General features: G+C 62.2%; 10 protein-coding genes. 3 read left to right on the top strand and 7 right to left on the bottom strand.

Features of this window, described 5'->3' with window-relative positions:
- Positions 1-40: 40 nt before the first annotated feature.
- The 4 genes from FH061_RS30680 to FH061_RS24250 all read right to left on the bottom strand — a co-directional run bounded on the left by FH061_RS30680 (position 41) and on the right by FH061_RS24250 (position 5,737).
- The gene (locus tag FH061_RS30680; protein ID WP_192805234.1) at positions 41-670 is read right to left on the bottom strand and encodes a hypothetical protein; all 630 of its coding nucleotides are present in this window, start codon (positions 668-670) and stop codon (positions 41-43) included.
- Between the two features lie 129 nt (positions 671-799).
- A complete protein-coding gene (locus FH061_RS24260) occupies positions 800-1,864 on the bottom strand; it encodes an NAD(P)-dependent alcohol dehydrogenase (protein ID WP_151638417.1) in 1,065 nt (354 codons plus the stop codon).
- Positions 1,865-2,012: 148 nt separating this feature from the next.
- Entirely contained in the window at positions 2,013-2,648 is a 636-nt protein-coding gene (locus tag FH061_RS24255; protein ID WP_192805233.1) for a histidine phosphatase family protein, read from the bottom strand.
- A 356-nt stretch (positions 2,649-3,004) separates the two neighbouring features.
- Positions 3,005-5,737 carry an ATP-binding protein gene (locus tag FH061_RS24250; RefSeq protein WP_192805232.1) on the bottom strand — a complete coding sequence of 911 codons (2,733 nt, stop codon included), beginning with the start codon at positions 5,735-5,737 and terminating at the stop codon, positions 3,005-3,007.
- A gap of 327 nt (positions 5,738-6,064) precedes the next feature.
- On the opposite strand from FH061_RS24250, the gene FH061_RS24245 reads away from it, so the two are divergent.
- A complete protein-coding gene (locus FH061_RS24245) occupies positions 6,065-9,319 on the top strand; it encodes an EAL domain-containing protein (RefSeq protein ID WP_151638414.1) in 3,255 nt (1,084 codons plus the stop codon).
- 24 nt (positions 9,320-9,343) lie between these two features.
- Positions 9,344-12,811 (top strand): PAS domain S-box protein, encoded by a 3,468-nt coding sequence (locus FH061_RS24240; protein ID WP_151638413.1) that lies wholly within the window; start codon positions 9,344-9,346, stop codon positions 12,809-12,811.
- 95 nt (positions 12,812-12,906) lie between these two features.
- Here FH061_RS24240 and FH061_RS24235 read toward each other — a convergent pair whose 3' ends face one another.
- The 3 genes from FH061_RS24235 to FH061_RS30675 form a co-directional block, all read right to left on the bottom strand.
- Positions 12,907-14,331, bottom strand: a complete 1,425-nt coding sequence (locus FH061_RS24235; RefSeq protein ID WP_151638412.1) for a GAF domain-containing protein — start codon at positions 14,329-14,331, stop codon at positions 12,907-12,909.
- Positions 14,332-14,566: 235 nt separating this feature from the next.
- Positions 14,567-16,468: an AfsR/SARP family transcriptional regulator gene (locus FH061_RS24230; protein ID WP_192805231.1), complete on the bottom strand. Its 1,902-nt coding sequence runs from the start codon at positions 16,466-16,468 to the stop codon at positions 14,567-14,569.
- A complete protein-coding gene (locus tag FH061_RS30675) occupies positions 16,354-17,820 on the bottom strand; it encodes a MalT transcriptional regulator family protein (protein WP_192805230.1) in 1,467 nt (488 codons plus the stop codon). Before FH061_RS30675 ends, FH061_RS24230 begins: the two co-directional genes overlap by 115 nt.
- A gap of 576 nt (positions 17,821-18,396) precedes the next feature.
- On the opposite strand from FH061_RS30675, the gene FH061_RS24225 reads away from it, so the two are divergent.
- A complete protein-coding gene (locus FH061_RS24225) occupies positions 18,397-19,548 on the top strand; it encodes a hypothetical protein (protein WP_192805229.1) in 1,152 nt (383 codons plus the stop codon).
- Positions 19,549-19,573 lie beyond the last annotated feature (25 nt).

Here is a 19,573-nt window from a genome sequence, read left to right as displayed (position 1 = left end):
TGGAAATGTTGTCTTGCCCTGTGCAAAGCTCTTGCTCGTCTCAGCGGTTTCTGCGGCGCATCCTGCGGACGGCAAAATAGATGACGAAGGCAAGCAATGCGAGCGGCAGCATGGTGCCGAAGATTCCTGCCGTTTGCGGCTTCGCTTCCTGCGGTGCCTGTCGCGCCGGCGCATCGGCATAGTCGCCCGAAGCGCCGGAGGTGCCCGATGCGCCGCTGCCGCTTTCACCGGAACCGCTGCTGCCTGCTTGCTGGTTTGCCTGGTTCGCCTGGTTTGCCTGATCGGCGGCATTGCCATCGCGCGACATCAACGAGCCGAGTCCCAGTCCAAGCAGTGCTCCGCCCAGCATGCCGCCCCATGGGCTGGCCGCCTGGCGCGGCAGGGTTTGCGCAGGCGTCGGAGCCGATGCCGGGGGAGGAGCTTGCGGAACGGGTTGCGGGCGTGCGATGCGCTCGTCGGGCTGCCGGGCGGCTGCCGGCGGCGGCGTCTGGGAGCGCTGCATTCTTTCCGGCTGAACCGTGCGAGCGCCGGCCGGCGGTGCGGTCTTTTTGATGCCTTGCGCCTGGCGGCCGGTGGAACGGCCGCCGCCCATGCGTTTTGCCTCCGATTCCGGGATGGCGACGGAAAGCATCAGCAGCGGCAGCAGAAATTTGAAGATGGTCTTTGACATGGGAGTCCCAAGGGCAGCGGCAAGCGCAAAGTGTGCCTGCTCATTGAGCTTGGATCACCGGCGCGCGCAGAGGTTTCGGCAAGACAGCATGCCGCGGCCACCGATGCGTCGCCTGCATTCATGCCGTCCCTATGCCGGCGCGCCTTGTTTCAGTGAAGCCATGTCGATGACGAAGCGATACTTCACATCGCTTTTCAGCATGCGTTCGTAGGCCTGGTTGATCTGCTGGATAGGAATGATCTCGATGTCGGAGACGATGCCATGTTCCGCGCAGAAATCCAGCATTTCCTGTGTCTCGGCAATGCCGCCGATCAGGGAGCCGGCGAGGTGGCGGCGTTTCATGATCAGGTTGAAGACCTGCGGCGACGGATGAGGATGCGAAGGAGCGCCGACCAGGGTCATGGTGCCCTCGCGCTTGAGCAGCACGAGGAAGGCATCCAGATCGTGCGCCGCGGCCACGGTGTTCAGGATGAAGTCGAAGGAGTTCGCATGGGCCGCCATCTCTCCGGCATTTTTCGAGACCACCACTTCGTCGGCCCCAAGCCTGCGCGCATCGTCGCGTTTGTCCGGCGAAGTAGTGAACAGCACGACATGGGCGCCAAGCGCATGAGCCAGCTTGATGCCCATGTGGCCGAGTCCGCCCAGGCCGACGATGCCGACCTTCTGTCCCTTGCCGACCTTCCAGTGGCGCAGCGGCGACCACGTGGTGATGCCGGCGCACAGCAGCGGCGCGGCCGCGGCCGGGTCGAGCTTGTCGGAAATGCGCAGAACAAACTTTTCCGTGACGACAATGTTGTTGGCATATCCGCCGTACGTCATGCCTCCGGAATGCATCTCTTCGCCGTTATACGTGCCGACGAAACCGTTCTCGCAATATTGCTCCAGGCCTTCCGAGCAGCTCCGGCAATGCTGACAGGAATCCACCATGCAGCCCACGCCGGCGAGATCGCCAATCTTGAAGCGGGTGACTTCGTTTCCCACAGCGCTGACACGGCCGATGATTTCATGCCCGGGGACGACCGGGTAAACGGTATTGTTCCATTCGTTGCGCGCCGTATGCAGATCGGAGTGGCAAACGCCGCAGTAGAGAATATCGATCTGGACATCTTTCGGCCCCGGCGCGCGGCGTTCGAAATTGAGCTGGCTTAAGGGTTCGCTGGCGCTGGTCGCACCGTATCCCATGGACTTGAGCATGTTGCCTCCTGACGAGAAAACGCCGCACTGCGGGCGCTGAATCCGGGATGGACTGATTACAGCCGGCAGCGTTCCCCGCGTTGCCAGGCCGATGTTGCACTCGCCGCCCCGCCAAGGCGAAGTCCGAATGCCATCCATGCCCCGTTTTTCATTCCCCGTTTTTCGCCAGTGCCGCCCAGTCTTCTGGCATGACCCGCGCCACGACGCGCCAGCCGTTTCCCAGCGGCTTGATGACGGCCGCCTCGCCCTCATCCAGGTGCGGCGGGCCGGAAATGGCGCGGAAAGGCGTGCCATGTCCGACTACCCAGCGATTCGCTCCAGCCGGCAATTGTGCCGCCAGCAGGCGCTTGAGCCCGGCGTAGTCGCCGGCGTCCTTCTCGCGAATTTCCGTGCGCGCCTGTGCCTGTCCGAATGCCAGGCGGGCGGTTTCCATGGTGCGGCAATACGGGCTGGCGAGCACTTCCCCGGTGGCGAGGCGCAGCGCACGGATCTGTTCGCCGATCCGGCGCGCCTGTTCCCGCCCCGCTTCCGACAGCAGGCGCTGATTGGCGCAATCGTCGTAGGCCTTCATGCCCGAATCCGAACGCGAAAAGTCGGTCGCCGCATGGCGGAAATAAATGACATAGCCGCCGCGCCGCAGCTCTGCGGCCAGCTTGCCGCGGGCAATCTCATGCCGGGCCTCGGGCGCGGACGAACTGGCATTGGGAAGCCCTGCCGTCTGTGCCAGAACGGCGCCGCCGGCCATGAAGGTGGAAAATATCAGCGAAGCGAAAACCAGTTTCATGCGGATTCCTTTCATTGATCACGCAGGATGCATTCCTGCAGGGCAGGGCGCTCCTTCATCGGCCATCGGACATTCGTGCAGCCAGGTATATAGAGCGTATTGCAGGTGGATGGTCGGTCGCCTCGGCTTGTCTTGGGCGCATGGCGGCGTTGTGCGTCGCTGGTGTGGCCCGCCACACTGCGGTTCTCCCGCCTTGCCCTGCATCCCAAGGCAACCGATGCTTCCGTACACTCATCCGCAATCCGTTCTAGATCCGGCCCGAAAACAAGTTGGGCCGGCTTCCCTTACCCCGACCCTCTCCCAGAGGCAGAGGGTGAGATCAGCGACCGGAAAAATGCACCATTTTTCGGGCCGGATCAATAAGATCGGGATCGCATGTCCTCATCGCCGCCATGGCGCGGCAGGTAGAGATGCACCGTCGTTCCCTGGCCTTCGCGGGTGTCGATGCCGATGGCGCCCCCCGACTGCTGCGCAAAACCGTAAATCATCGACAGGCCGAGGCCGGTCCCCTTGCCGGGCGGCTTGGTGGTGAAGAACGGATCGAAGGCGCGCTCGACCACCTCGGGCGGCATGCCGGTTCCGGTATCGCTCACGCTGACGCAGACATAATCGCCGGGCGCGAGCTGCGCCAGCGTCATCCCGGCAAGCTGGTCGCGCGGCACATTGCGCGTCGTTACCGACAGCGTGCCGCCCTGGGACATCGCGTCGCGGGCATTGATTGTCAGGTTGAGCAGGGCGTTCTCAAGCTGGTGCGCATCGCAGAGCGTTGTCCAGACGGGTGCTTCGGTCACGATCTCGACGCGTATGCCGGAACCAACTGCCTGCTCGATCAGTTCCCTCAGGTTTTCCACCAGGCCGTTGATGTCAAGCGGCGCCGCCCTCAGGTCCTGCTTGCGGGCGAAAGACAGGAGGCGCTGCGTGAGATTCGCCGCGCGTTCCGTCGCCCGCGAAGCGGTGCCGACATAGCGTTCCAGCTCCCGTACATTGCCCTGTTCGAGGCGCAGGCGCAGCATGTCGTGGCTGCTCACGATGCTCGACAGCAGGTTGTTGAAATCGTGTGCGATGCCGCCGGTAAGCTGGCCCAGCGCTTCCATCTTCTGGCTTTGCAGCAATTGTTCATGCGCCCGCTTCAGTTCCTCGGTGCGCTCGGCGACCCGCTCCTCAAGCGTGTCGTTTATGCTGCGCAGCGCCGCTTCCATATTCTTGCGCTGGGTGATGTCGCTGAAGAACAGCGCCAGCCCGTCGGAGGAAGGATAGATGCGGATATGAATCCAGAGCGGTCCCTGATGCCCGTCTCCGACATCCTTTTCGATGGACAGCGATATCCGCTCCTGCATCGCGCGCCGGTAGGCCTGCCCGGAAAACGATTCGTAGGCATTGGGCCATACTTCCCACAACTTGCGGCCGACGATGTCGCCAGCACCCTTTCCGGTCAGCCGCAAGCCTTCCGCATTGATGCGCAGGATGGTGAAATCCCGGTCGACCAGCAGGAAGCCTTCACCCATCGCCTCCAGGATATCGCTGCTGCGGTCGCGCTCCTGCTGCCACGCGCCCTCGAAGGCCTTGCGCGCGATCTGTTCGTTGCGTTCCAGGAGCAGGCGTCGCAATTCTTTTGCGGCATCCAGATCGACGTTGTCCCAGCGCTTCGAATAGCCGCGCACCGACTCCTGCCAGAGCTCGAAGGATTTGCGGGGATGCAGTCGGCCGCTTGCCGGAAGATCGACAGGCTTGTACGGATTGCCGGCCCAGTTGCGGGCCTCCACGACTTCGCCGCGCAGGGCAAGCAGGTAGTTGCCGCGCTCGCCGAGCGGGCAGTACAGGGCGCCGCTGGCGGAACGGGCGGCCGACGCCAGGCCGGCATCAAGCGCGGACATGTTGCGGCTGTAAGCAAGGCCGCCGCGCAGTTCCTTCTCCAGGATCCCGCGGACCAGTTCATGCACGGCCGGCGGTACCGTGGAGCCCAGTTCAAACAGTTGTCCGTCGAGCTTGATGATGAGGGCTTCGGCATCAATTGCGCTCAGCATGGGTGCGCTTGCGCTGCGGATGGCTTCCGGGAAATCGGCGCTGTCGCCGAAAATGTCCTGCACTTTCCTGAGTTCGCTCCTGCGCAGTTCGCCTTTGTGCATCTGCTCATTGCGCGCAATGCTGGCCACCGCGTAGGAGGCCACTTCCCCCAGCACCTTGCAATGCTGTCGGGCATGAAGCGGAATGGGCGCGGCTGTTCCGTTGTGACAGGTCACCATGCCCCATAACTGGTCGCCGCACATGATGGAAATCGTCAGCGAAGCGCGCACATCCATGTTGGACAGGTATTCCAGGTGCACCGGCGCGACATTGCGCAGCATGCAATAGGTCATGTCCAGACGCGCGTGGCTTCCGGCTTTCCCGGCTTCGCCATGCGGCAGTACCGGCACGGGCGTGTAGGCGACGTCCGGAATCATCCGCAGGCGGTTCAGTGAAAACAGCTTGCGCGCCGGCACAGGTATGTCGCTTGCCGGGAAGTGGTGGCCGAGGAAGGAATGGGTATAGCGTTCGTTGCGGTCTTCCGCGATGACGATGCCATGCCAGTCCTCGTCGAAACGATAGACGATCACTCGGTCGAATCCCGTGACCCGCCGCATTTCCCTGGCCAGCAGGCGCGCCAGTGCCTCATGGCTGCGGCATTCGTGAATGGCCTTGAACGGCAAGTCGCCGAGCAGTCCCGGATCCGGGGATCGGGTTGAAGACTCTTCCTGTTCCGCCTCGAATTCGGCAATGAGCATGGTGCCCGTGCTGTTGTAATACATATGGCAGACATGATCGCCGGCCGGCGGCGTCATGAGCATGGGCGACACCGAATGCAACTCGCCGTTTCGCAGGGCGTCGGTGAGCCGGCTGAAAGGCTCGTCGCCGATGAGATCGCGCAGGGAACGGCCGATGGCATCGGCTGCCGCGATGCCAAGGAACGGTTCAAGGTTGTCGCTGGCGCGCGCCACGCGCAAACCGGGCATCTCCATTGCAAGCAGGGCGCCGAAAGGCTGGATCAGTTCAGGTTCGTGGATGGTTTCCTTGTCGCAGACGCTCAGGTCTTGCATGGCGGGCATACGCATGATGCAGTTGGATCTTTCCTGGTTATGTTCCTTGCTGGCCATGAATGGCGACGTGAGCAGCAATGTATTGGCTTTCTGACACTGCGAATGACAATTTGCTCCCGAAGGACCGCATCACTGCGATGACCTTTCCAAGGCGCAACGATATGGTGCGATATTTTGCACGATATTTGGTGCGGTTTTGCACTGCCAATGTGCAGGCACTCCTGCAAATGACACAGGTGTATCGCGCAGACCCGGTTTATCACGACATTGCGGCGGCGGGCGTCCTTCGGACTGGTACGCATATTGCATCTTGGAAAATGTCCTCAATTCTTCCAAGACGCTATGCGGCAATACCTTTCCCGCCTGATAGGACGGCTTACGGTCAGCCGCAAACTGGCGCTGATTTATTTCCTCGACCTGACGGCAGTGATTTTCGTCTCCGGTATCCTGATTCGCGAAAAGTTCATTGCCATCAACTTCGCAGAAAAGGAAGTGGCGGGAAACCAATATATCGGCGTCGTGCGCCAGGCACTGTTCGTCAACACCTTGAACACGGATCCAGTATCGGCGGAAGCAGCCTCCCTGCCCAAGCCGATTGCCCTCTTGCCGGAAAAGCTGGAGCGGGCCGAACGCGAATTCGGCCAGGGAATGGACAGTGCCGAACTCGCGGCAGGACTTGTGCATCTGCTGCGCCGTGCCGCCTCGGAGGCCGATTCCTACACCGGACCGCAGCAGGGAAAATCGGCCGACGCCTTGGCCATGGCTGCAGGCCGCGCATTGCTGACCCGCATCGGCAACCAGTCCAACCTGATTCTCGATCCGGATCTCGACAGTTATTACACGATGTCGCTCGTGGTGCTGCGTTTCCCGGAACTGCTGGAGGTCCTCAATGACATGCATCGGCTGATCCAGGGCGGGAATGTTCTGCGGGAAGATCAGAGGCAGCGGTGGCGCATCGAGTTCCTCATCTTGTCGGGACGGCTCGACGCCATCGTCAAGGGAGTCGATACCGACTACAGCGAAGCGTTCGCCGCCAGCACGCCGGATCTCAGGCGCAACCTCGATCAGTCGCATGCCGCGCTTTCCACATCGCTGCATCACTTCCGCGCGATCAGCCACAAGATCATCAACGCCTCGCCCGGAAGCAGGATCGACGATGATCCGGGATATGCCTATCGCGCGGCGCTATCCAACCTGCAATCGGCCTGGGCCGATACGCAGGGCGAACTGCATCGCCTGCTTGCCACGCGCATCAAAAGCGAGTTTCACCGCATGTGGACCCACCTCGGCACGGCGGGACTGCTGTTGCTGGTGATTCTGTCGGTAGTGTTTTATGTGGCGCGCCAGATCGCCCTGCCGCTGGGGCGCGTGGCCAATGTGGCGGAAAACGTGCGCCGTTCAGGCGACTACACCTTGCGCGCGGTCTGGCACAGCGAAGATGAAATCGGCCGGCTGGTGGGCGGCTTCAACAGCATGCTTGAGCAGCTCGATCGCCAGCGCATCGCCCAGCAGGAACTGGTAGCCCGGGCGCGCGCTTCGGAAGCCCAGCGCGAACTCGTCGACAGCGTGCCGATACCGCTGCTGGTGACCGCGATTCCGCATCACCAGGTCTTGCATGCCAATCACGCGGCCGAGGCTTGGCTGAACGGGCTCGGCACCGACCCCTGGAAATCCGGAATGGAGCCGGAAGCCCGGATCCGCTTCTTTCAGGCGCTCAGCGACGTGGGCAGCATCGATGAATTCGAGGTGCGCTGGCTAGGCGGACTCCATCCGAGCTGGGCGCTGGTGTCTGCGCGCCGCGTGGAATACCAGGGGCAACCCGCGGTACTGAGCACCTTTACCCCGATCGGACAGATCAAATCGCTGGAGTCGCGTCTCGAACTGTGGGCCAAGGTGTTCTCCGCCTCGTCGGAAGGCATTGTCGTGATGAATGCCGATGGCGTCATGATCTCGGCCAACCTTGCCTTTTGCCGGAGCACTTCCTATGGCTTGCCCGATCTGCTTGGCAAGCAGCCGGGTTTCCTGCTGGTCGAGCGCAACGAGAAGGACCTGTTTTCCACCATCCGCCAGACGGCCATCGCTACCGGTTCCTGGCAAGGCGAGGCCTGGATTACCGGCAAGAAGGAGCTGACCTATCCCGCCTGGCTGGTCGTCAATGCGGTAAGGGATGGCAATGGCGACATCACGCATTTCATCGCCATCTCGCTGGACATCAGCGATCGCAAGGCAAGCGAGCAGCACATTCATTTCCTTGCGCATCATGACGCTCTGACCTCGCTGCCGAACCGGCTCCTGTTCGAGGAAAGGCTTACGCTTTCCATCCAGCAGGCTAGGCGAAAGAATGGAAGGCTGGGCATCCTGTTCATCGATCTTGACCGGTTCAAGAACATCAATGACTCGCTAGGGCATCATGTCGGCGACAGCCTGCTGCGCTCGGTGGCCGACCGGCTGATCCACGTTGTGCGCGAAGGCGATACCGTCAGCCGCCTCGGCGGCGATGAATTCGTCATCATCCTCAATGAGATCAAGGATGCCGAGGAGGTCGGCCGGATCATCGAGCGCCGGCTGATCCCGATGATCACTTCGCCGCACCGGATCGAAGGCGCCGAGCTTTACATCTCCTGCAGCATAGGCGTGTCGGTATTCCCCGAAGACGGCAGCGATATCGCGGAGCTGATGCGCAACGCCGATTCGGCAATGTACGAAGCCAAGAGCCAGGGCCGCAACAACGCGCAGTTCTTCACGCAGACGCTCAATGACCGCATCGTCCGCCATCTGCACCTGGAAAGCGGCCTGCGGCACGCGGTGGAGCGCAATGAACTCGTATTGCATTATCAGCCCAGGATCGACGCCAGGACCGGCAGCGTGGCGGGCGTCGAATGCCTGCTGCGCTGGACGCATTCCGACGAAGGAATGATGCAGCCGGCGCAGTTCATCCCGATCGCGGAAGAAAGCGGCTTGATCGTGCCGATCGGCGCCTGGATCATCCAGCAAGCCTGCCGTCAGCACCTCGCCTGGAAAGAGCAGGGCATGGGCGAGATTCCGGTATCGATCAATCTGTCGGCGGTGCAGTTGAGGGACGGCAGCCTGCTGCCGGTATTGCGCGAGGCGCTGGCAGCCTGTCCGGTCGACCCCCGCCATATCGAGCTGGAATTGACGGAATCCATTCTGATGGAAAACGTGCAGGCCACGATCGAGACGCTGGAAGCCATCAAGGCGCTCGGTTTCTCCATTTCCATCGATGATTTCGGCACCGGCTATTCGAGTCTCAATTATCTGTATCGTTTCCCCATTGACAAGCTGAAGATCGATCGTTCCTTCATCAGGAGCATGCATCACGCGCCGCACAGCCTGACGGTAACCCGGGCCATCATTGGGCTCGGCCATACGCTGGGCCTGAAGGTGGTTGCGGAAGGGGTTGAAAAGGCATCCGATGTCGAATTGCTGAAAGCCGCCGAATGCGATGAATTGCAGGGTTTTTACTACAGCCGTCCGCAGCCCGCCGAAGACATTGGTGCCTGGCTGAAAAACCGTGGCGGACTGCTTCCGCTGACCATCCACCTGCAGCCGGATACGGAGCCCTGCCAGATGGGTTGAGGAACGCTCGGGTAGAATTTGGGTATGAATGTACTCGATGACCTTACCGATGCCGATATTGCAACCCAGCAATTGAACATCTTCCGGCGAGCCGCCAGGTTGCTCGCATCGTCGCTGGACTTTGAGCAGACGCTCGGCAACGTCATCCACGCCTGTCTTCCCGCCCTGGGCGATTTCGGTTTCTTCGACGTCGTGCTCGAGGATGGCGTGCGCCGTACTGTCCGCGCGCATCTCGATGCGGATACCGAATCTCTCCTGAAGCCGACGCAATGGGTGCGTCAGACCCGAACCGACATGAATCTGTGCGCGCTTTCCAGCGGCGAGCCCGTGCTGCATGTGAACATCGACGATGCCTGGTATCGGCAGGTGGCCGCCAATGACGAACATCTCGCCCTGTTGCGGAAGCTGGCGTTCCGATCCATGCTGACGGTGCCGATGCGTTTCGGGAATGAGCTGGTGGGATCGCTGACGCTGTTCATGGGCCGTTCCGGCAGGCGCCATCGCGCGGCCGATCTGGAGTTTGCGATGGAGCTGGCCGCGCTGGCGGCGCCGGTGGTCGTCAATGTGCGGCTGCTGGCCGCCGATCTCGGACGGCGGCGGCAGATAGAGGAAAGGCTGCGCCTGCTCGATGCGGTAGGCGAGGCTACCCGTACGGCCGCCGATCCGAAGGCGGTCATGGAAGTCACGGCGCGCATGGTCGGAGAACAGATGCGGGTAACTCGCTGCGCCTATGCCGACCTGGAAGCCGACAATAATGCATTCACGATCCGGCATGACTGGACGGTGCCGGGTACGGCGTCGACGGCGGGCACTTATTCCCTGGATCTGTTCGGGCCGCGCGTCGCCCGCGACTTGCGGCAGGGTCGCACCCTTGTCGTGCATGATGTCAATGCCGAACTGGCGCCGGACGAGGGCGCCGGCATGTTCAACGCCATCGGCATCAAGGCCATCATCTGCTGCCCGCTGGTCAAGGATGGCCGGCTGGTTGCAATGATGGCGGTGCACAATTCCTCGCCGCGTCGCTGGAGCGGTGAAGAAATCGCCCTGCTGGAAGATATCGTGGAGCGCAGCTGGGCGCATATCGAGCGAGCGCGATCTATGGAAGCCTTGCGCGCGAGCGAAACCCATCTTTCTTCACTGTTCGAACAGTCCACCGTCGGCATCGTGGAAACCGATACCGGCGGTATCCTGGTCAAGGCCAACGGCAGATTCTGCGAACTCCTCGGCAGAAGCCGGGATACCATCCTTGGCCGCCATCTGAGCGAATTCACCCATCCGGAAGATATTTCGCGCAACATGCTGCTGTTTGAACGCCTGGTTGCCACCGGAGAACCGTTCGAGATAGAGAAGCGCTATATCCGTCCGGACGGTACGATATTGTGGTGCGGCGTATCGGTCAGCCTGATTCATGCGGCGTCGCACGAGCAAGCCGACCTTGTCATGGCGGTCGTCCTCGATATCACCGAGCGCAGGCGGGCGGAGGAGCTGCTGATGCAAACCGCGGGCCGCCTGCAGTTTACCCTGGAGGCCGCCGCCATCGGCGCCTGGGACTTCGACATCCTCACCGGCAAGGTAACGCATACCCTGCGGCACAGCCAGTGCTTCGGCTATGAGGAGCAGCAGACGGAATGGGGACTTGAACGCTTTCTGGAGCATGTTCATCCGGAAGACCGCGGCAGGGTTCATGCCGATTTCAATGCCGCGCTTGCGGAACTCAGGGACTGGCATTGCGAATTCCGGGTAGTCTGGAAGGACGGCAGCATTCGCTGGCTGGCCGAACACGGGGCTATCTATCACGACAATGTACGGCCGACGCGCATGAGCGGCATCGTGTTCGACATCACCGAGAGCAAGCGCGCGGAAGATGCGCTGCGGGCCAGCGAGCGCCGCGCGCTGGAGGCCGCGCGGCAGGCCGAAAGTGAGCGCCGCTTGCTGGATGCGCTGCTCGAAGCGGCGCCGGTCGGCATCGTGATGGCGGACACTTCGGGCAGGCTGCTGCGTTTCAACTCCGCGCACAGAATGCTGTGGGGCGTGGAGGGCGACCGGGTGCCGCAGACAGACGGGCTTTTCGATTATGAGAAATGGCGCGGCTGGTGGGCCGACGGCTCCGAGCGCCATGGGCGGCAGCTTGGCATCGAAGACTGGGCGCTGACCCGAGTGCTGAGAGGAGATGCCTCGGCGCGCGACATCATTGAAATCGAACCCTTCGGCGGCCAGGATGGCCGGCGCATCATTCTGATCTCGGGCGCGCCGGTGCGCAACGTGGCGGGCGAGGTGGTGGGCGGCGTGATCGCGCAAATGGATGTAACCGACCGGGTGCGTGCCGAAGAAGCCTTGCGCCAATCGGACCGGCGCAAGGATGAGTTCCTCGCCATGCTGGCGCATGAACTGCGCAATCCGCTCGCGCCGATCGCTTCTGCCGCGGAACTGCTGCGCCTGGCGCGGACGGACGAGGAACGTGTCCGGCGCACCAGCGAAGTCATCTCCCGTCAGGTCGAACACATCACCGGCCTGGTGGACGACCTGCTCGATGTATCGCGGGTGACCCGCGGCCTGATCTCGCTCGACAGGGCGACGCTGAATCTTGGAGACATCATTGCCGACGCGGTCGAACAGGTCGGGCCGCTGATCGAGTCGCGCAGGCACCGCCTTGCGGTGCAGGTTCCGGATGCGCCGGTATTTGTTGACGGCGACAACAAGCGCCTGGTCCAGGTGCTCACCAATTTGCTCAACAATGCGGCGAAATACACGCCGGAGGGTGGCGAGATTGCCTTGCGCATGGAACTGTCCGGAGACGAAGTCGAGGTTTCGGTGCAGGACAACGGCATCGGCATGTCGCCGGAACTGCGGATGCGTGCCTTCGAACTGTTTGCGCAGGCCGAACGCAGTTCCGATCGCGCGCAGGGAGGTCTGGGCATTGGCCTGGCGCTGGTGAAGAGCCTGGTGGATCTGCATGGCGGCAGCATCAGCGCGGAGAGTGCGGGACTGGGTCAGGGAAGCCGTTTCACTGTGCGCCTGGCACGCGCCGCGGGCGATACGGATGCCAGGAAATCAGACATTCCCGGCTCCCCGACTGACGGCGCGAGGCGCTTGCGGGTCCTCATCGTCGATGACAATGTCGACGCGGCGACCATGCTCGGAATGTATCTCGAGACCGGCGGACATGAAGTCCATATTTGCGATCGCCCTGAGCCCGGCCTCGAAAAAGCCTGTCAGCTGACTCCGCATGTGTGCTTCATCGACATCGGACTGCCTGGAATGGACGGTTACGAAGTGGCCCGCCGCCTGCGCGGCATGCCGCAAACCGGCGGCACGATACTGGTCGCACTGACCGGATACGGACAACCGCAGGACCGGGAAATGGCGCGTGACGCAGGGTTCAATCACCACTTCGTCAAGCCAATGGACCTGCGGCATCTTTCCTCGCTGCTTGCAGATGTCGCCGCAAGCCACGGCATGGGTGCCATGGCGAGGCACGACGACGCGTCGTAGCGGTGCTACGGCAAGGAGGACTCGGCGTTCCCTCGTAACAAGGCCAACACGCGGTTTGGTGCGAACGCATCTCCCAAATGAAGTGGGAACAGGCCCTAGTTCGCAGCCTCAAGAGTGGCGGAACGTGGAGCGAGCATGGACAGGCTCACTGATGCGCCGATGCCTTCGGCATCCAGGGCGGCACGCATCCCTGTCTCAAGCGACGCCGCCTTCGTCTTGTTGCACTCGACCGCAAGCAGCGCAAGCTCACGGTCTGCAGTGCGGGCCACGATGTCTCCGTCCCGCGCCTTCCTGCGCAAGGCGGCCGCCGCGGCGGTCAGACAAGTCTCGGCCAACCCGGCGGATGCCTCGTTCTCAATCCCGGCGGGCTCGATCCGTACCGCAAGCACCGCCGCGGGATGGCCGTATCTGCGGCAACGGATTTCCTCGCAGGCGAGCAAGGTGCGCCATGCTTCGACGGTGTATGCCGCCGTTGCGGGATCGACGCGCGAGGCGAGCTGTTGCTGTTCGAGCCGCCGGGTTCCTGCCGCCGCCTTGAGTTCCAGCGACAGGATACGATTGAGCTGGCCTGTCAGCATCTCGAGCAACGCCTGTTCGGCCGCGAGCGTGGCCGGTTTGGGCGAGGGGTGAATGGCGCAAAGTGTGCCGAACAGGCTGCCATCGTCGTGCAGCAGGGGAATGCCGATGTAAGCCTTGATATGCACCTGCCGGCCGATCGGCGCCGTCGCATAGGCCGGGATCAGATCGGAATTCGGGGCAATGCGTGGACCGGCGCCTTTGACCATATGCGAACAGAACGAGTCGGACCAGCGGAATACATCTCCCGGCGAGACGCCGTAGCGGCGGTCGTCGCACTGGAGCACGGTCCAGTCATCGCCTTCGGTTCGCGTAATCATGAACAGATCGAAGTCCAGGCGTTGCCGCAAGTAGCGGAGCACTTCCCGGGAAGATGATTCGAAATCGCCAAGACGCGGCAGGACAGCGTCCGGAAACGGTGCGGCGGATGGCGGTTGCGGCGGTTCGCTGTCCGCGCCGGCAGGTTTGCCATTCTTGGACACGGCGGCCAGCCTGGGCGAAATCCTTGTGCTGAACAGCGCCTCCACCACTGTTCTCTGCGTCGCCAGACTGAACGGCGTATCGGCGGCGAGGCTGGGAGTGGGCATGCCGCGGGTGAGCGACGCCTCTTCGGCAAGCGGAATGGAAAGACAGGCGGGCAAGGTTTTCAGCTGCGGATTGTTCATCCCGTAATCGAACAGCATTGCCGAGCACAGCATTGTCGCGCAAGCGCCTTCCGGCACCACGACGGCATGCGCGATGCCTGGCCTGCAGAACACGAGGGCAGGGCCCGTTACAGGGTGCGTTTCGTCATCCGTGACAATGCAAACCGATCCTTCTCCGACAACATGCAAATGTGCGAACTGTTCATCATTGAAGCGCAGGTTGGATGTGCGAAATCTGCCGCTGTAGGTAATATGCGTGGCGATCGGAAGGCAGGCTGCAAGGCGATCCGGTGTGTTCATGTATGAATTGGTTCGACGGCATGCGATGACCAGAAGTCAACGGCATGGGTGCACGATGTGATTGCGATGGTGAATTATCCGTGATTTGCGTTCTTCGACAAAGCTTTTGTACGAAACCATACGGAAGTCAGTGCAAAAATGGCATCGCGGCGCGGTCTTGCCAGTGTGCGGTCGGCCCAGGCACATGACATCCTGCAGGACGACGGCGAGCATGTATCTTCTGCTCGCGCTGCGCTCAGCCTCTGGTGCCGAGCCCGAGATCGATGAAGAGCCGTTCAGTCTCGACCGAGGGCGTCCTGCCGAGAACGATGGACAAGGTTTGCCGGCACTGCCGGTAGATGCTGTGCGCGCCGGCGGGATCGTTCTGCGCGCAGGCGCAGCGCATCAGGCCGCGGTAGATGGCCTCGCCCAGCGGCTCCGCCTTGAGCGCGCGTCCGTACAACTGCTGGGCCAGAATCCATTCCCCGAGTTTCTCGAGGCGCAGACCCAGCTGGCCCACGGCGCCGAGAAAACGGGTCCGCATTCCGTCGCGCAGCGGCATCATCCAGCTTTCCTCGTCGCCGTCGCAGAATGCGCCGCGATACAGATCAAGCAGCTCATGCGAGTACTGCCGAAGAACGGATGTCTCCGCCGCCGGGGACGCGCGCTCGATGCGTTCGCACACTGCCGCCAATGCATCCACATCGGTCCAGACACAGTCCTCGCCAAGCATCACGATGCCTCGCCTCACCAGCACGGCGCTCTCGTGACCGAGCAGTTTGCGCAGCCGATGCACCGTCACATGCAGCGCCGGCTTCGCATCGGCTGCTTCCGGCCACAATCGCCGTGCGAGCAGTGTCTGCGCAGCGCCTTCAGGACCTGCAGCCAGCAGTGCCTTGAGCAAAGCCATCGGCCGTTGCTGGGCTTTGCCGGCGGGATTTTTCTGCTCCCCCTGTACCGTGAGTTCAAGCCTGCCGAGCGCTCTTACGGTCACCGGCCAGGGCCATTGTGCGTTGCTGCGGTCCGTGGGCGGCAAGCGATGCAGCAGGATCAGGCGGCGCGCGAAATCGGATTCAATGCGTTCACGCATGGCCAGAGACAGCAGCGGCCCGGAGATGCCGGGAAAGGAAGCGATGTACAGGTCCAGCGACAATCCCTTCTGCCGCTGAGACGCAAGCAGCGCCTGCAGGCAGGCCGAGGCCTGCATTGCTTCGCCGTGGGATGCATGGCGGTATGCCGACAGCATCAGGCAGGCATCGTTGGCGATGTCCTTGTCGCGGCCGTAAGCATGGCTGACTGCGTCGGCGGCCCAGCGCGAGGCGGCTTCCCAGTCGGCCATGTGCGCCGCGCAGAATGCGACCAGAAGCTTGAGCTGATAACGCATGGCCGGCAGCATGTCGCCGGCGGCATGGGCCTCTTCGGCGGTCTTGCGCGCCTTGCCGTGATCACCGCCCTGCAACAGGTATACTGCCTCCAGCAGCTTCTGGTAGGCGACTTCGAGCTTGCGCTGGGGATTCATCAGCGTTCGCACCTGATCCAGCGTCGCCCGCGCCGCGGCAAGATCGCGCCTGGCAAGCTGCTGCACGCCGATGCGGAATTGCACATGGAAGCGCAGATGCTGCACGCCGTCTTCCGATGCCAGACCGCGCATCCGCTCGACCATGCGCTCGGCGGCATCGCGGTCGCCATCGAGCTGGTGCCGGTAGAGAGCGGCGCGCGCCCAGGAAACCTTGTGCGCAGGCGCTATCGCATCGCTGTCGATCAGATGACTCAATGCCACGATCAGATTGCGGGCGCCGGCAGCGTCGCACCAGTTGAGGCAATGCAGCGCAATGGTCCCTGCGGCAAGCTGTTCGCTCTCGCTGGTGCAGCAGGGCAGGATGTCAAGCACCTCGCGCAGGTTGTCCTGGAAATCGGGCGCTTCCAGGTCGGTCAGATACAAACCCAGCAGGATACGCGAACGTATCACGAGTTCCTTTTCGGCGGGCATGGCGTTCGGGTCCAGCGAGCGCAGGCGGCCAAGCATGGTCTGCGTCAGCCGCTTCAAGGGAGCGAAATCGTTCCATTCGCAATAATGGCAATCGACGATGGCCGCCATCGCCAGCAATGCCGACGCGGCGTCGCCGCTGGCGATGAAGGCATGCTCGGCCCTGCGCAAGGATTGCCGTGCCAGCGGCGGATCGCTCTGGATGAACGATATGCCAAGCCAATAACAAAGCCACGGCCGCGCCTCCATGGTGGTCGCCGGCAATTGCCGTGTCCATTCCTGCCATGCTCCGGCCTGGTTGCCGAAGCACATGCTCGCCGCATGGCGAAGAAGCATGTTGGCCAGGGCATCGCTGTCGCCAGCCTCATGCAGCAGCCGAAGCGCGGCAGTGCGGTCGCCCTGGCTTCCAGCTGATGGGCGGCCTGCCGCATCAGTTTTGCATAGTCTTCGGGCCCGAGCTGCTGACGTGCCCGATGCTGAAGAAACTCACGGAAGAAGGGATGGAAGTCATAACGTTCCGGTTGACCGCCGGTGCGGCGGACGAACCAGCGGTTGTCGCACAGGCGGTTTACCAGGTCGGCGGCGGCCTGCTCCCCATCATGTCGTGTGTTAGGGAAACTTTGCGGAGGCAGGCAGGCAAGCGTGAATAAATGCTGCTGTGCCGGCCTGGGCAGGCGGTCCATGACTTCGCCCGCGAAGTAGTGAAAGATGGCGTCGCGGCAGGCGGCATGCACACTATCCGTGCCGCCATTGATGGCAGCGCGGCTTAACTCCTCGCGCAGGATGACGATGCCCGCGGCCCAGCCGTCCGTCTTGTCGAGCAGGGCGCGATGTGCGGGCTCGACCGCCATCAGCGGCTGAAGCTGCGCGAGCAGCGCTTCCGCTTCCTGCTTGTCGAAGCGGAGCTCATCCCATCCGAGGGTTTTCAGCAGGCCGTTCACCGCCATTCGTGAAAGGCGGGCGGGCAGGCCGTTCCTGCTAAGGGCAAACACGGTCAAGCCATAGGGAATTTCGCTGAAGGCGATTTCCAGCAGGCCGCCGGCATGGTCCCAGTCGAATTCATGGAGGTTGTCGAAGACGATCACGGAGCCCGAGGGAACCATGCTGTAGAACTCGCGAAAGAAACGGCGGGCATAACTTGCCGTCTCCACTTCGGCATCATCCAATACCAGCGGCCCGGCGGCGAAGGCGGCATGGGCGGCCTGCCCGAGATAGTGAAACAGCGTCGCCGGGTCCGAATCCTGGCGATCGATCTGGTACCAGAGATGCGGCAGTCCGTGAACCGCGACAAAGCTGGCAGCCAGCGTGGTTTTGCCCGCGCCGGGAGGCGAGCTGATCCAGACGACTGCATTGTCGCGGCATGCCTCATGCAGGCGATCGAACAGTCGCGGCCGGTGGCAGGCTTGGTGAACCCTGGGCCGCGAGAGCTTTGCATAGGGCGGCGGCGCGGCCGGCCCCGGGCCGCCAGGCGGCGGAACGACGGCAGACGACCCGGGATTCCATTTGACAACAGGAACCGACACTTTCAGCTCACTTCATGCGCGCAATGCGCTTCATTGGGAAATGGCAGACCAAGCGAAAGATTATATCGAGCGCAGGCATGGCGGAGTTTGCACATTATCGACGTGTGTATAAATCGCACAAAAATTTTCAGGCAAACGGAATTTATATACAGATGCCGTCGGCGCACTTACAGATCGCTTACCGATGCCGCACACACGCTGTTGCTTATCCTGCGCCATTGCGAAATATCAGACTTTTGCGAGCCACGGATTACTAACTTATACCCAGCCCGGGACATGACATGACTGATGGGAGCGATGGCATTTTCGGCTGGCAGCGCACGGAAGGAATCCATGACCACGCCATGGAAAACGAGTGCAAGCGCAAGCGCAACGAGGCCAGCCGGAAAAAGGACGCGTCTCATGGGATGGAATGACTAGGGCCTGGTATTGGCTCCAGACGAAGTCATGAACAGCTGAATAGTTGAACAGTTCAGGGACCGATTGCTGATCACAATGATGAGAAAGGAAGTGGAAATGAAATGTCGTGCCTTGGCTCCCTCCAGGTTACTGGGAGCGGTAATGTGTGCCGCAGTGATGATGTTGACCGCATGCGGCGGCGGCGGTGGCGATACGTCGCCGAGTGCGTCGATGGCGGGCGCTTCGACCTTGCTGGCCGGCACGGAAGTCGGTGCGGCTTCCGGTTTCAGTGCCACGCTCGGCAGCGCGCCGGCGGACGGGTCATATGTCTGTTCAACGGCAACGCTTGAAGTGCGAGGCAGCGGCATCCGCAACGTCGAGCTTCTGCCGTCGGGGAGTTATACGCCGATTTATTCAAGCTTCACCGTGTCGGCAGACGGTACGACGGCACGCACGCAGTTCGATCCGAAAAATTTCCCGAACGGTGAATTGCAGGTGCGCATCAGCGCATTCAATGCCGCCGCCGGCCAGCCGGCGGAAGAAATCGTGGTCATGCCGGCGCGGACCTGGAAGATCGCCAACAATACCTGGCCCTGCGCATCGCCAGGCAGTTCGGGCGGCGGCACGCAATTCACGGCCAGCCTGATTTCCGCGCCCGCGACGAATACCTATGTCTGCCACATGCAGACCCTGGAAATCCGCGGCACGCGTCTCGCGAATGTGGAACTGCTGCCGTCGAACAGCTATACGCCGATACTGGGGAAATTCACGGTCTCCGACGACGGCAAGATTGCCCGCCTGCAGTTCGACCCAAGGAAATTTCCCAATGGTGATCTGAAGGTCAGGATCAGCGCCTTCGATGCGCCGGCCGGGCAGCCTGCGAATGAAATCATCGTGATGCCGGAACGCACCTGGCGCATCGCCAACGATACCTGGCCCTGCCTGTCGCCCGGCGGCAACCAGCCACCGGGACCCTTCAGCGCCCAGCTTACCAGCGCGCCGGGGAACGGCAGCTATGTCTGCAGCATGGTCACGCTGGAAGTCATGGGCGCGCGGATCAAGAATGTCGAACTCTTGCCGCCTGCCGGCTACACGCCGATATATGGCAGCTTCACGGTATCGGACGATGGACGTGTGGCCCGCCTGCAGTTCGACCCAAGGAAGTTTCCCAATGGCGATCTGAAGGTCAGGATCAGCGTCTTCGATGCTCCGGCCGGACAGCCGGCGAACGAAATCATCGTGATGCCGGAACGTACCTGGCGCATCGCCAACGATATCTGGCCCTGCCTGTCGCCAGGAAGCACGACCGCCGGCAATCCTGGCACCTGACCAGGCTCAGGCAATGCCTGCATAG

This window comes from Noviherbaspirillum aerium (genome assembly GCF_008929045.1).
GTDB classification, from domain to species: domain Bacteria; phylum Pseudomonadota; class Gammaproteobacteria; order Burkholderiales; family Burkholderiaceae_D; genus Noviherbaspirillum; species Noviherbaspirillum aerium.
This window is presented reverse-complemented; position numbering and strand designations above follow the sequence as displayed.

Excerpts from the sequence above, each read along its gene's own strand:
- FH061_RS30680 (WP_192805234.1), bottom strand. The coding sequence starts at position 670 with ATGTCAAAGACCATCTTCAAATTTCTGCTGCCGCTGCTGATGCTTTCC.
- FH061_RS24260 (WP_151638417.1), bottom strand. The coding sequence starts at position 1,864 with ATGCTCAAGTCCATGGGATACGGTGCGACCAGCGCCAGCGAACCCTTA.
- FH061_RS24255 (WP_192805233.1), bottom strand. The coding sequence starts at position 2,648 with ATGAAACTGGTTTTCGCTTCGCTGATATTTTCCACCTTCATGGCCGGC.
- FH061_RS24250 (WP_192805232.1), bottom strand. The coding sequence starts at position 5,737 with ATGCGTATGCCCGCCATGCAAGACCTGAGCGTCTGCGACAAGGAAACC.
- FH061_RS24245 (WP_151638414.1), top strand. The coding sequence starts at position 6,065 with ATGCGGCAATACCTTTCCCGCCTGATAGGACGGCTTACGGTCAGCCGC.
- FH061_RS24240 (WP_151638413.1), top strand. The coding sequence starts at position 9,344 with ATGAATGTACTCGATGACCTTACCGATGCCGATATTGCAACCCAGCAA.
- FH061_RS24235 (WP_151638412.1), bottom strand. The coding sequence starts at position 14,331 with ATGAACACACCGGATCGCCTTGCAGCCTGCCTTCCGATCGCCACGCAT.
- FH061_RS24225 (WP_192805229.1), top strand. The coding sequence starts at position 18,397 with ATGATGTTGACCGCATGCGGCGGCGGCGGTGGCGATACGTCGCCGAGT.